This window comes from Rufibacter aurantiacus, from assembly GCF_017916345.1.
GTDB classification, from domain to species: domain Bacteria; phylum Bacteroidota; class Bacteroidia; order Cytophagales; family Hymenobacteraceae; genus Nibribacter; species Nibribacter roseolus.
Window position 1 is genome coordinate 939,407 of the sequence record NZ_JAFMSV010000004.1, and the last position, 12,646, is coordinate 952,052.

13 protein-coding genes and 1 pseudogene are annotated in these 12,646 nt (G+C 51.4%); 8 read left to right on the forward strand and 6 right to left on the reverse strand.

Annotated elements, in window-relative coordinates:
• Positions 1-11 precede the first annotated feature (11 nt).
• Positions 12-758 (forward strand): 2-C-methyl-D-erythritol 4-phosphate cytidylyltransferase, encoded by a 747-nt coding sequence (locus J3P34_RS18700; protein WP_345890382.1) that lies wholly within the window; start codon positions 12-14, stop codon positions 756-758.
• A 138-nt stretch (positions 759-896) separates the two neighbouring features.
• Positions 897-1,590, forward strand: a pseudogene (locus J3P34_RS18710) (DUF4184 family protein).
• Positions 1,591-1,693: 103 nt separating this feature from the next.
• Here J3P34_RS18710 and J3P34_RS18715 read toward each other — a convergent pair.
• The 4 genes from J3P34_RS18715 to J3P34_RS18730 form a co-directional block, all read right to left on the reverse strand.
• Complete coding sequence (locus tag J3P34_RS18715; RefSeq protein ID WP_210490108.1) at positions 1,694-2,425, reverse strand: ABC transporter ATP-binding protein; 732 nt, start codon at positions 2,423-2,425, stop codon at positions 1,694-1,696.
• A gap of 86 nt (positions 2,426-2,511) precedes the next feature.
• Positions 2,512-2,733, reverse strand: coding sequence for a DUF2795 domain-containing protein (locus J3P34_RS18720; protein WP_210490109.1), 222 nt, complete (start codon positions 2,731-2,733; stop codon positions 2,512-2,514).
• A gap of 168 nt (positions 2,734-2,901) precedes the next feature.
• Positions 2,902-3,690 (reverse strand): outer membrane beta-barrel protein, encoded by a 789-nt coding sequence (locus J3P34_RS18725; protein WP_210490110.1) that lies wholly within the window; start codon positions 3,688-3,690, stop codon positions 2,902-2,904.
• Between the two features lie 49 nt (positions 3,691-3,739).
• Entirely contained in the window at positions 3,740-5,056 is a 1,317-nt protein-coding gene (locus J3P34_RS18730; protein ID WP_210490111.1) for a DUF349 domain-containing protein, read from the reverse strand.
• 250 nt (positions 5,057-5,306) lie between these two features.
• Here J3P34_RS18730 and ettA point away from each other — a divergent pair, with 250 nt between their 5' ends.
• From ettA to J3P34_RS18750, 4 genes are all read left to right on the forward strand, one after another.
• Positions 5,307-6,974 (forward strand): energy-dependent translational throttle protein EttA, encoded by a 1,668-nt coding sequence (gene ettA, locus J3P34_RS18735; protein WP_210490112.1) that lies wholly within the window; start codon positions 5,307-5,309, stop codon positions 6,972-6,974.
• A 280-nt stretch (positions 6,975-7,254) separates the two neighbouring features.
• A complete protein-coding gene (locus tag J3P34_RS18740; protein ID WP_210490113.1) occupies positions 7,255-7,716 on the forward strand; it encodes a hypothetical protein in 462 nt (153 codons plus the stop codon).
• A 4-nt stretch (positions 7,717-7,720) separates the two neighbouring features.
• On the forward strand, positions 7,721-7,921 hold the full coding sequence (locus J3P34_RS18745) for a helix-turn-helix transcriptional regulator (RefSeq protein ID WP_210490115.1): 201 nt from the start codon (positions 7,721-7,723) through the stop codon (positions 7,919-7,921).
• A gap of 114 nt (positions 7,922-8,035) precedes the next feature.
• Positions 8,036-9,094 carry a proline iminopeptidase-family hydrolase gene (locus J3P34_RS18750; RefSeq protein WP_210490116.1) on the forward strand — a complete coding sequence of 353 codons (1,059 nt, stop codon included), beginning with the start codon at positions 8,036-8,038 and terminating at the stop codon, positions 9,092-9,094.
• 120 nt (positions 9,095-9,214) lie between these two features.
• Here J3P34_RS18750 and fabF read toward each other — a convergent pair whose 3' ends face one another.
• Positions 9,215-10,459 carry a beta-ketoacyl-ACP synthase II gene (fabF, locus tag J3P34_RS18755; RefSeq protein ID WP_210490117.1) on the reverse strand — a complete coding sequence of 415 codons (1,245 nt, stop codon included), beginning with the start codon at positions 10,457-10,459 and terminating at the stop codon, positions 9,215-9,217.
• 231 nt (positions 10,460-10,690) lie between these two features.
• Here fabF and J3P34_RS18760 point away from each other — a divergent pair, with 231 nt between their 5' ends.
• Positions 10,691-11,596 carry an alpha/beta hydrolase family protein gene (locus J3P34_RS18760; protein ID WP_246853780.1) on the forward strand — a complete coding sequence of 302 codons (906 nt, stop codon included), beginning with the start codon at positions 10,691-10,693 and terminating at the stop codon, positions 11,594-11,596.
• Positions 11,597-11,698: 102 nt separating this feature from the next.
• Complete coding sequence (locus tag J3P34_RS22480; protein ID WP_428480483.1) at positions 11,699-11,755, forward strand: hypothetical protein; 57 nt, start codon at positions 11,699-11,701, stop codon at positions 11,753-11,755.
• 137 nt (positions 11,756-11,892) lie between these two features.
• Here J3P34_RS22480 and J3P34_RS18765 read toward each other — a convergent pair whose 3' ends face one another.
• A complete protein-coding gene (locus tag J3P34_RS18765; RefSeq protein ID WP_210490118.1) occupies positions 11,893-12,597 on the reverse strand; it encodes a YceI family protein in 705 nt (234 codons plus the stop codon).
• Between the last annotated feature and the right edge of the window lie 49 nt (positions 12,598-12,646).

The window sequence follows — 12,646 nt, forward strand, 5'->3', positions numbered from 1 at the left end:
CAGAACTGGCCTTGCCTCATCTGAATGCGTATCTTGCGCTCACCATGCTCTCACCAGATTTGAAGAAGTACGCGATCATTGTGGCCGGCGGCTCTGGCTCCAGAATGCAGGCGGCCATGCCCAAACAATTCCTTCCCATTGCCGGCGAACCGGTGCTCATGCACACGCTTCGGCGGTTCCAAGCCTTCGACCCCGAGATGCCCCTGGTGCTGGTGCTGCCCGAGGCCGAGATTCCTACTTGGCGCCGCTTGTGTGCAGAACATCAGTTTACCATGGAGCACCAGGTTGTAATGGGCGGCAATAGCCGTTTCCAATCAGTGAAGAATGGGTTGGCGGCGCTGGATGGGGAAGAGGATGGCGTAGTGGCGGTGCATGACGGCGTGCGGCCCTTTATTGATAATGCCATCTTGAACACCGCCTATACCACGGCCGCCCAGAAAGGAACCGCTGTAGTGGCGGTAAGCCTGAAAGAATCTATCAGAAGGGTGCGGGGCGGCAACTCCAAGGCCGTGGACCGTACCGCTTACCGCTTGGTGCAGACACCGCAGTGTTTCCGGTTACCCTTGCTGCGGCGCGCCTACGCCCAGCCAGAAATCCCGCTCTTCACTGATGATGCCTCCGTGGTAGAGCGTTTCGGGCACAAGATAGAGTTGGTGGAAGGAAGCTTCCGCAATATCAAACTCACCACCCCGGAAGATCTGGTATTAGCCGAGGCTTTTCTGCTGCAGGAGGCAAATGGTGCGCAAGCAGGGCAATAAGTAATATGCTTTTCCTTTCTGGGGTATTTTTATGAAAATGGGCCTGAAAGACTGAAGTGGCTTTAATTGTTAAAAAGGAAACCTGCTTTTAGAATGCCTTTTACTTTCTCCCATCCTGCCATTGTTTTGCCGTTGACAATGCTTCCTCGCCGATGGTTTTCCTTAACGGGGTTGGTAGTTGGCAGCATCGCTCCCGATTGTGAGTATTTTCTGAGAATGAAAGTGAGCAGTAATTACAGCCACACCATAGGAGGGCTGTTTTGGTTTAACCTGCCCCTGGCTTGTGCTTGCTTTCTTGTTTCACCACTCGGTGAGAAATAGTTTGTTTGACAACCTTCCGCCGGTTCTCCAAAACCGACTCTCAGCATACAAAGAATTCAGCTGGAATACTTACTTCAAAGGCAATTGGCTAATAGTATGTATCTCCATACTTGTAGGGGCAGCCTCACACCTTTTGTGGGATAGCTTCACGCATGAATATGGCTATTTCGTAAGCGTGCTGCCGGTTTTATCTGAAAAGCTAAACATCTCCGGCGTAAGTCTGCCCATCTTCAAAATACTTCAACACACAAGCACTCTGATAGGAGCAATTGTGATTGCTGATGCCTTATACAAACTCCCCATCTATAAGAAGGAGAACCAACGTCCAAGCATTAGGTATTGGGCAACCTTGTTCATCATAGCTGTGGTGATTGTACTGCTTAGGCTTTTAAGTGGGTTAGAACTCAGAATGTATGGCCACTTAATCGCAACAGCAATTGCGGGGCTCATGCTTTCTTTGGTTTTTACGCCATTGTGTGTCAGGGGAATTTTTAGAAGCGGCAAAGTGTAAGCGTCATTTCAGCCCTAGCCCAACCTATTCTCATGAAGGATATAGGTTAAGTATTCCTCTACAGATAACGGCAGGGGAATTCTAAAGAACTAGCTGTAATGTTCTAGCGCTGGACTGTGGTGCTGGCTTTCTCCTCCAAAAACCGCTGCTGCGCAAGTACTGCCTCGGGAGAGATCCTTTCCAGGGTAGGATGGGGTTGGGAGATGTTGAGCAGATAGCCTTCCATGGGCAGCAGATTCAGCAGGTCATGGGTGATGCAGAGCACCGTTTTCTGTTCTTCCTGTACCCAGGCGTCCATCAAATCAAAGACCCTTTTCTTGTGGTAGACATCCAGTTGCTGGGTAGGTTCATCCAGTAAGGCAATAGGTGCGTCCTGTAACATGAGTTGCGCGAGCCAGACCAGTTGCTGCTCTCCCCCGGATAGATCTGTGAAGGTGCGCTGGCTGAGGTGCGAAATGTGGAGGCGGTCCAGCATGGCCTCAGCGCGGAGGTAGTCAGCAGCGGTGTAATGCTCCAGCAGGCGCTTCTGCCGGAACAGGCCCATGACCACCAGTTCGCGCACTTTGATAGGAAAAGCTACCTGGTTCTTCTGCGGCAGATAGGAAAGGGAGCGGGCGATGGCGCCGGCGCGTCTAGGCAAGGGTTTACCCTGCACCAGAATTTGGCCTTGGTACGGCACCTGGCCGGTAAGGGTCTTCAGGAGGGTTGATTTGCCGCTGCCGTTGTGGCCAATGATGGCGACAAACGCAGGCTCTGGCACAAAAAAAGAAAGGTTGCGGAGAAGTACGCGCTCGTCGTATCCCGCAACCAATTCTTTTATTTCTAGAATGCTCAAGGCAATTAAAAATTAGAAGTTAAGAATTAGGAATCAAAAAGGCAGAAAAGCAATTCCTAATTCTTAATTACCAATTCCTAATTATTCTAGTATTCGTCTTCGTTGAACATGAAGTCCTCTTTGGTAGGATAGTCCGGCCAAACTTCTTCAATGCTCTCGTATGGTTGACCATCGTCTTCCAAAGCCTGCAAGTTCTCTACCACCTCCATAGGGGCACCGGAGCGGATAGAATAGTCAATTAATTCATCTTTGGTAGCTGGCCAAGGCACATCTTCCAAGTAAGAGGCAAGTTCAAGTGTCCAATACATAATAAATTCGCTTTTAAAGTATAGCTATACAAACAAGTTGCAGAGATAACAGGGCTGCAAAAATAAGATTTTGATTGACAATTCAAATATTTCTTCTTATTGCCTAGGCCTGTAATTGCTAAAACACAACGGGCAATTTTGCAAAATGTTTAGTTCAGTGATTATTTTTTACTCGTGGCGGGCGCTGCTAATGCCATCACCGGTGTTGAAAAGATAATTGATGCCAATCTGCAAACCCCCTACCATGTTCTGGCGCAGTACATAATAGTCGGTGTCGCGGCTCAGGTCTTCAATGTGCTCTTCCTTGCGGATGTTCACAAAGTTGTAGCCGTAGCGCAGGTTGGCGGTTAGAATAAGGTTGGTGCTCAGGCTGTATTCGGCGCCCAGGCCTAACAGAATACCCAGGTCGTATTTGTTGAACTCACCCACATTAGAGTTGCTGCCCTCACTTCTTTCGGTACTGGCCAATAGGTAATTTCCTTGCGGTACAGAAAAGGAGCGGTCTTTAATGGTGTAAGAGGCCGTGCGGGAAAAAGTGTTTCTTTCGGTGCCTTTCTGCAGGATACCCAGCTGCGGTCCCACCTGGAAATTGAAGCGCACCGTACCGGCAGTGGTATATTTGAAAAGCAGCGGAATATTCCAATAAACCAGGTCTATGTTCTTTTCGCCGGCTTTGTTGCCTGCGTTGTCTACCAGGTCAAATTTCTCGCCTTGGTGCGAGCGGTAGATCTCTGCCTGCAGGTTATGGTTCTCGTTGAATTTGTAGCCAACTACCGCGCCAATGGGGGCCCATTTGGTGGTGAAGCGGTGTTTGTAGTTCACATCCTCGTATTGCTCATCATTAATGATCCAGGTGTTCTGGAACTGCGTGGTGAGCCCCAGGTAAGGACCTTTGATGTTTTGGGCCTGGCTAAGGAGAGGAAGAAATAGGAAAAGTAGTAGAAAGTATTTTTTCATAGGTAAGCCGTTAGAATTTTAGGACTATTTCTAACGGCTTACGAATGAGTTAGGCAATTTTGTTACTTTGTACGCCAGACTTTTTGCGCAAGAGCTCTATTAATTCGTTTTTAGTGCGGATTTTCCGGTTGAAGTTTTTGATTTTCCCTTCCAACATAGAACGGAAAGCCTCGTTCCCCGGATTTGGATTTAACCGGCCCAGGTTGGTTTCCAGCACTTCCAGCTCCTGCTTGTCGTACTTGATGAAATCACGCAGGGCGTTGATGCGGGCATGCAGTTGGTCGGCCTCAGAGTTCTTGCCTTCCGGTAACGGGCGCTTGCGCATGAAGTGCTCCAGGCTGCTCAGTTCAAATATCTTGTCGCAGGCTACCAGGAAGCTTTCCCACACAATGTCAGACTCCTCCTGTTTCACCGGACCAATCTTTTTCCAGGCGGCCTGCAGTTCCTTGGCTTTAGGTACGGCCTGCTGCACGGGCTCTTCTAAGAGCGCCTCTGCCTGGGCAACCAAAGAGCGTTTCTTCTCCAGGTTGTCTTCCATGTACTTGTCCTTAGACTCAGTTTTCTGGCTGTTGATGTGCTTTTTAAGGCGCTCAAAAAAGTGGTTGTTCGCCGCCCTGAAACTGTTCCAGAGGTCATTGGACATCTTACGGGGCAGGGTGCCGCCAATCTCTTTCCACTGGTTCTGCAGGTCTTTGAGCTTCTTGCTGGTTTCTTCCCACTCCTCAGAGTTCTTGAGGGCCTCAGACTGTGAGATCAGTGCCTTGTACTTGTCTACCGTACGGGAGAGCATGTCCTTCTTGTCCTGGAAGAACTCCTTCTTGCGGGTGAAGAAAACCTCCACGGCCGTCTTGAAGCGCTCCTCCAGTTCTTCGGTAAGGGCTTTGTCTACCGGTCCGGTCTTGATCCAGTTCTGGCGCAGTTCCTTCAGCTTGTCAGTGGTCTCCTGCCAGTCAATGCTGGTTTGCAGGGCCTCGGCCTGTTGAATGAGCGTGATCTTGGTGGTCAGGTTCTTGTCGCGGTTGCGGGCAATGGCTTCCTTGATCTCTTCCTCGGCGGCAGAGAGGCGGTGGTGCAATGACTCAAAATCCCCGATGGCATCATACTTCTCAATCTGTTCCTTCAGGTGCAGCACCTTCATGAGAAAAGAACCCTTGTTCTCAGAGGTGGCAATCTTCTCCAGCAGGCCTTCCACCTTCTGTCTGAAGTTCTCAAAACGGTTTGCGAAGTATTGCAATGATTCTTCGGGGACCTCCTTCACCTCGCCAACCTGGCGCGCAGGAAAATGCATAAATGGCTTCAACCACACCTGGTTACCCTCAATGTAGCCGTACTTATGGGCCTCCTCAGACAAATCTTTGGTTTCCATCAACTGGATATTAACTGAAAAAATTAAAGTCTATTTTGGTACAAGTTTATGAATAAACGCCAATTTTCATAACTCGGCCGAGCCAAAATTTACGATATTTGTACCCATTGGCAGAAAATAACCGCAACCTGACGTTTGTTTTCATACTGATTTTAGAGAACAAGGTTATGGGTTTCGTTTTAGGGTGGTTTTTACCAAAACGCCGCCCAAACGCTTCTGCCGTAAACGGACCAGAATCTAAATACTATTCATGAGCAACGAAACCATCATCTTCTCCATGGCGGGGGTGAATAAAATTTACCCGCCGCAGAAACAAGTTCTCAAGAACATCTATCTCTCTTTTTTCTACGGCGCCAAAATTGGCGTGTTGGGTCTCAACGGCTCCGGTAAATCCTCCCTCCTGAAGGTGATTGCCGGCGTAGACAAGCAGTTCCAGGGCGAGGTGGCTTTCTCGCCCGGTTACTCTGTGGGGTACCTGGAGCAGGAGCCGCAGTTGGACCCCGCCAAAACCGTGATGGAGATTGTGCAGGAAGGCGCCGCTGAGACCGTGGCCCTTTTGAAAGAGTACGACGAGATCAACGAGGCCTTCGCCGATGAGAACGCTGATTTTGACAAACTGATGGCCCGCCAGGGCGAGGTGCAGGAACGCCTGGACCACCTGGGTGCCTGGGACTTGGACAGCAAGCTGGAGCGCGCCATGGACGCCCTGCGCACCCCTCCGGGAGACGCCATTGTAGGCAACCTCTCCGGGGGTGAGAAACGCCGCGTGGCCCTTTGCCGCCTGTTGTTGCAAGAGCCCGATGTTCTCCTGCTGGATGAACCTACCAACCACCTGGACGCCGAGTCTGTGCTGTGGCTGGAGCAACACCTGCAGCAATACAAAGGCACCGTGATTGCGGTAACCCACGACCGTTACTTCCTGGACAAAGTAGCTGGCTGGATTCTGGAGCTGGACCGCGGCGAAGGTATTCCGTGGAAAGGAAATTACACCAGCTGGCTGGAGCAGAAAGCCGAGCGTCTGGCCAAAGAAGAGAAAACCGAAAGCAAGCGCCAGAAGACCTTACAGCGTGAACTGGAGTGGGCCCGCATGAGCCCGAAAGCCCGCCAAGCCAAGTCCAAAGCCCGTTTAGGCAACTACGAGAAAATGGCCTCTGAGGAAGCCAAAGAGAAAGAGCAGAAGCTGGAGCTCTTCATCCCAGACGGTCCGCGTTTAGGTAACGTGGTGATTGAGGCCGAGGGGCTGACCAAAGCTTTCGGCGATAAGCTGTTGTTCGAGGATCTCACCTTCAACCTGCCACCGGCGGGTATCGTGGGCATCATCGGGCCGAACGGTGCTGGTAAGTCCACCTTGTTCCGCCTCATCACCGGCCGCGAAGCCGCCGATGCCGGAACCATCACCGTGGGCCCTACCGTGGAAACCGCCTACGTAGACCAGCAGCACGAAAGCCTGGACCCGAACAAGTCTGTGTTTGAGACCATCTCTGGCGGTACTGAGACCATGCTGTTGGCTGGCCGTCAGGTGAACGCCCGCGCCTACGTGAGCAAGTTCAACTTCACCGGGGGTGACCAGGAGAAAAAAGTAGGTGTATTGTCCGGGGGAGAGCGTAACCGCGTTCACCTGGCCATGACCCTGAAGCAAGGTGCCAACCTGCTGCTACTGGATGAGCCTACGAACGATCTGGACGTAAACGCCATCCGCGCCTTGGAAGACGCCCTGGAGAACTTCGCCGGTTGCGCCGTAGTAATCTCCCACGACCGTTGGTTCCTGGACAGAATTGCCACGCACATCCTGGCTTTCGAAGGCGACTCACAGGTGGTTTGGTTTGAAGGAAACTTCTCAGACTACGAAGAAGCGAAGAAGAAACGCCTGGGCGATGTAGAGCCGAAACGTATCCGCTACAAAAAGCTGATGAACTAAGTCTGTTTAGCGCCTGATTTTATGAAAAGAGCCCGGGAACGTAAGTTTCCGGGCTCTTTTGGTTTTGGGCTACTCTGGCGGTATTTTGATTGTTGGTGATAACACCAACAATGGTGGGGTGTTTACTAGGCTAAAGATCAAATAGACGGGCATTTACTTTATTATGCGTTGTCTGCCTGAGATTGCCTATTCTCTAAAATAATTCTGATAGCCTGTTGCCTAAATGTAAAGTATACTTTACATTTAGGCTGTTCATCAAACATATAATAAACAATCCTCTATGAATTTACTACTGCCCCACCGGTTCAAAAAAGTTGGAGTCTACATGGCTATCCTTGGCATTGCCCTTTGGGTTTTGATGCAAAGAGGTGTGGTCCACCAGTTTCTTACGTTTTTATTAGGAGAAGACCAGTACAACCTGGATGTTCCTATTTTCTACATGGTGAATGTTGGGTTGACCTCCGGTGGTTTCTTTGGCTTTCTGATGGGTGTTTACTGCATTGCTTTTTCCAAAGAGCGGGTAGAAGATGAAATGATTCAAAAGATCAGGGTAGATAGTTTTCAATTCGCTGCTTTACTCCAGTTACCGCTCATTGTCTGCGGCCTGTTCTCATTCTTACTTCCGGGGCATACCAACATTGAATCAGAGATCATCATTCTGGTATTGGTCTCCTCCTTAATGGTGTTCTGGTTTGGCTTCATTGGTAGGTTTAATTATATGCTGCACGTGAAGCTGAAGTGACCTGATGAAGAACTGTATAAAGGAGGCAAGGATGCGGAAGCAACTTACTCAGGCGCAGTTGGCAGAATTGGTACAGGTTTCCCGGCAGACCATCATCTCCATTGAAACAAATAAATACTTACCTTCAACAGTCCTGGCCCTGAAATTAGCGAAAGCGCTCCAACAGAGGGTAGAAGACCTTTTTGAATTAGAGGATTCTGATTGAGCTGAGAGGGCTGCAGTTAACCGTTCACAACATCTTGTCATCTTTTCGCCTAAGATCACAGGGATAAGCAGCACATTCATCATCCAAACAAACATTTCAAGAAACAGCCAACCTATGAACAAACTTTTACAAGGCACCTGCCTGTTGCTTTTTGCCTTTTTGGTTTCCTGCTCAAATCAGAAAAACACCGCAGAAACCGCGACGCCCACAAATGAATACTTCGCGCTACTGGAAAAAGGCGTGCAGGATGGCGGGGTGCAGATGGTGCCTATCCAGACAGGTAAGGGCACTTTCAAGGTCTGGACCAAACGCGTGGGCAACAACCCTAAGATCAAGTTGCTCTTGCTCAACGGCGGTCCCGGGGCCACGCATGAGTACTTTGAGTGCCTGGAAAATTTCCTGCCCGCAGAGGGCATTGAGTTCATCTATTATGACCAGTTGGGCTGCGGCAACTCAGACAACCCAAAAGACACTGCCATGTGGGACCTTCCCCGCTACGTGGAAGAGGTGGAGCAGGTACGCAAAACGCTGAACCTGGGTCCCGACAATTTCTACTTGCTGGGCCATTCCTGGGGCGGTATTCTGGCCATGGAGTACGCACTCAAATACCAGCAGAACATGAAAGGCCTCATCATCTCCAACATGATGGCCAGTGCCATTGACTACGGCAAGTACGCCGATGAAGTCCTGGCCAAGCAGATGGACCCGCAGGTGCTGGCGCAGGTGCGCGATATCGAGGCTCGCAAGGATTTCCAGAACCCCAAGTACATGGAGCTGTTGATGCCGCACTTCTACGCCAAGCACGTGTTGCGTCTACCCCTGGAAGAATGGCCCGAGCCCGTGAACCGGTCCTTCGCCAAGATGAACCAGTCGTTCTACGTGACCATGCAAGGCCCCAGCGAGTTCGGAATCTCGGGCAAACTAGAGAAATGGGACCGCAAAGCTGATCTTAAGAACATCATCGTGCCTACCTTATCCGTAGGTGCTGAGTTTGATACCATGGATCCCAAACACATGCAGTGGATGGCCACCCAGGTGCAGAACGGTTCTTACCTCTATTGTCCCAAAGGCAGCCACATGGCCTTTTATGACGACCAGCAAACCTACATGAAAGGCCTTATCGCTTTCCTGAAAGGGGTGAACGAAGGCCAGAAAGAAGTGAAACTGCAGTAAAGTGTTTTGGATCTACCCCTTCTATGGCACGGATTTCTAACCCGTTTTCAAGAAAAGAGCCCGGAAACAAATTGCTTCCGGGCTCTTTTCTTGAAAAGGCTGTAAAAACAGAGGTAAACCTTACATAGTAAACTTCTTGAAGATGGCCGTGGCAATGTGCCCGCCAAACCCAAAGGTATTGCTCATGGCGTAGTTCACCTCTTTAGATGCCGCTTTGCCTAAGGTCAAATCAAACTTCGCGCTGAGTTCTGGTTCTGGTTCGGTCACGTTGATGGTAGGCGGAATGAGGTTCTCCTGCACGGCTTTGATGCACGCAATGGCTTCAATGGCGCCGGCTGCCCCCAACAAGTGACCCGTCATGGATTTGGTCGCGCTCAGGTGCAGGTGTGTGTTGGCCCCGAACACCCGTTCCACGGCAATGACTTCGCTGGCGTCGCCAATGGGGGTGGAGGTGGCGTGGCAGTTAAGGTAGTCAATGTCTGAGGGCGAAAGGTTGGCTTCTTCCAGCGCCTCCAGCATGCCCAGGTACGCGCCTTCGCCCTCGGGGTGGGTACCGGTGAGGTGATAGGCATCAGCGGCCATGCCACCGCCCACTACCTCGGCCAAAATGGTGGCGTTGCGCTGCATGGCGCTGTCGTAGCTTTCCAGGATGAGGGCGCCTGCGCCTTCGCCCATCACAAAACCGTCGCGCTTCACATCAAAGGGTCGCGAGGCCGTGGCCGGATCATCGTTGTGGGTAGACAAAGCTTTCAGCGCGCCAAAGCCGCCCATGCCCGCCTCGTTAATGGAGGCCTCGGAGCCGCCGGTGATGATCATATCGGCTTTGCCCCACTTGATGTAGTTGAAGGCCTCCAGAATAGCGGTATTGGAACTCGCGCAGGCTGATACTGTGGCGAAGTTCACGCCGCGAAGACCGTACTTCATAGAAATCACGCCCGCCGCGATGTCCACAATCATCTTGGGCACGAAGTAAGGGTTGAACCGAGGGGTGCCGTCGCCGGCGGCGAACTCCAGCAACTGGTCCTGGAACGTCATGATGCCGCCGTGCCCGGTGCCCCAGATCACCCCAATGCGGTTACGGTTCAATTCCTCAAAATTGATGTTGGCCATCTGCACGGCCTCGGCCACTGAGATGAGCGCGTATTGGGTGTAAAGGTCGTTCTTGCGGGCTTCGTTTTTGGGCATGAAGTCCAAAGGATTGAAGTTCTTCAACTCGCAGGCGAAGCGGGTTTTGAATTTAGAGGCATCAAAGCGGGTGATGGGCGCCGCGCCGCTCACGCCGTTCACCAAAGACTGCCAGTATTCTGGGACTGTATTCCCGATGGGCGTTAAAGCACCCATGCCGGTTACTACTACTCTTTTCATTTCTTGTACTTGAAAATTCTGATGCAAAAGTTGCCGGTGCCTTCCTGTTTATCTCCCTGACCTTGAGCCGGTACCAGGCTTCTTCTTGTTTTCCGCAACTGTGCTTCCACCTTTAGCGGCGAAAGTCGCGGCAAGATACTTGTTCAAAATTTAAAAGCCTCTCGTACCTTCATTCTTCGTAAGAAGGCCCACCATTTTAGGCCTGTTTTTAGAAAAGTCTGCCCAAACCATATGAAATACTTTCTGTCCGCGCTGCTGCTGTGTTTTCTCTTCTGTGCCACACCACTCTACGCCCAAACGCAACAACCTAAGCTTGTCACTTGGCAAGACCTCATGCAACTGCCCACGCCCGCTGCCGGCACGCGCATCGCCTACGGCCCCGACTCGCTGCAGTTCGGAGAGCTGCGGGTGCCCGAAGGAAAAGGACCGTTTCCGGTGGTAGTAGTCATCCACGGCGGATGCTGGCTTTCACAGTATAATTACGAGTACATGAACCACGTGAGCGCTGCCCTAACCAAGGCCGGCTTTGCCACCTGGAACATTGAGTTCCGGCGGGTAGGCAACCCCGGCGGTGGATACCCGGGCACTTTCCTGGATGTCACCAAAGCGGTAGACCACGTGCGGGAGCTGGCCAAAAAGTATCCGGTCTCCGGCAAAGAAGTGGTGGTGATGGGCCACTCCGCCGGCGGACATCTGGCACTCTGGGCTGCCGGCCGTAAAGGCCTGCCGCGCAAGAGCCCGCTGTACACCAGAAATCCGCTGAAAGTGAAAGGCGTGGTCTCCCTGGCCGGAATCCCGGACCTAACTACCTACAGCACCGAGAAAGGAAGCTGCAACACCGCTGTGGAAAAACTCATGGGTGGTTTGCTCTCGGCGGTTCCCCAGCGCTACGCCGAAGCAACCCCCTCGGCGGCTCTAGCCTTGAAAACGCCCGTAAGAATGGTGCAAGGCGCCCGCGACCCCATTGTACCGGTAAGCCAGGCGCAGAATTTTGTAAACCATTCCTCTTCCAATAAGAATAAGGCGCAGTTGGTGCTGTTGCCGGATGCCGGGCATTTTGACCTGGTTTCCCCTGTCTCTCCGGTATGGCCTACAATTGAAAAGGCCGTGAGAGATTTATTGGTGAAGCGGAAGTAGTGAGGCTATAGATAGGGAATGCCGTTTCTGAGGCTTTCGCCTCACTGAAATTGAAAATTTCAGGTCATGGTAGGTCCAAGTCGCAGACTTGAACCAGTATTCATTTTTGTCCTCCTGAAAGGATCTTGGTGGCGAACGGCAGTGGTGCTAACCAAATGACTTCCTAGCTTGCCCACAAGATCCTTTCAGGAGGACAAAGCAAAATGTAATGACATCCCTTTCCCACCTGTTTTTACCAAAAGAGCCCGAAAACGATGAAACGCTTTCGGGCTCTTTGTTTTGAAGGAAGTTCTGGCTTACTGGGCTGAGGCGGTGGCATTACCGGCCGGTTTTTTTGCCTCCAAATCCAGTTCTATGTTCACGGTCTCTGAGATGAACTTGTCACCCAGCGTCTTGTCGTTGCCGTAGTTCATCTGCCACTGACGGCGGTCAATGTTGAAGTTGGCTTCGGCTTCCATCGCGTTCTCGTCCAGTTCAATGCGGGCCGGGAAGGTGATGTTCTTGGTCACGCCCTTGAGGGTGAAGTTGCCGCTCACACTGAAGTTGGCGCCCTGCACCAGCGAGGTGTCTTTCCCGTCTGATTTGAACGGCTCCACCTTGGTGATCTCAAACTTAGCGGTCCCGAACTTATCGGCGTCAAAGAAATCGCCGCTCAGCAAGTGGGGCTTCAGCTTGGTCTGGAACATTTCTCCCTGCTCTTTCAAGGAAAGCGATTTAATGTTGATGATGAACTCGCCTCCGGTTACCTGATTGCCAGAAATGGATACGGAGCCGGAATTAAGGCGGAAAGTGCCAGGATGGTTTTTGCCCACACCGTTACCGGTAAACTGCACCATGGAGGCAGCGGTATCTACCACAAAGGTCTGACCGGTGGCATTGGCAGCTGTTTTTTCTTCGGTGATGGTTGCTTTGTCGCCTTTGGGCGCTTCGTTGCAGGAAGCCAGAGCCAAGCCGACCATCAAAGCCAATCCAGCGGTTTTAAGCGAAAATAAGGTTTTCATAGTTCTTAGGTTTAGGGGGGGTATGTAGTTACATAAAGTAGTCTTTGAA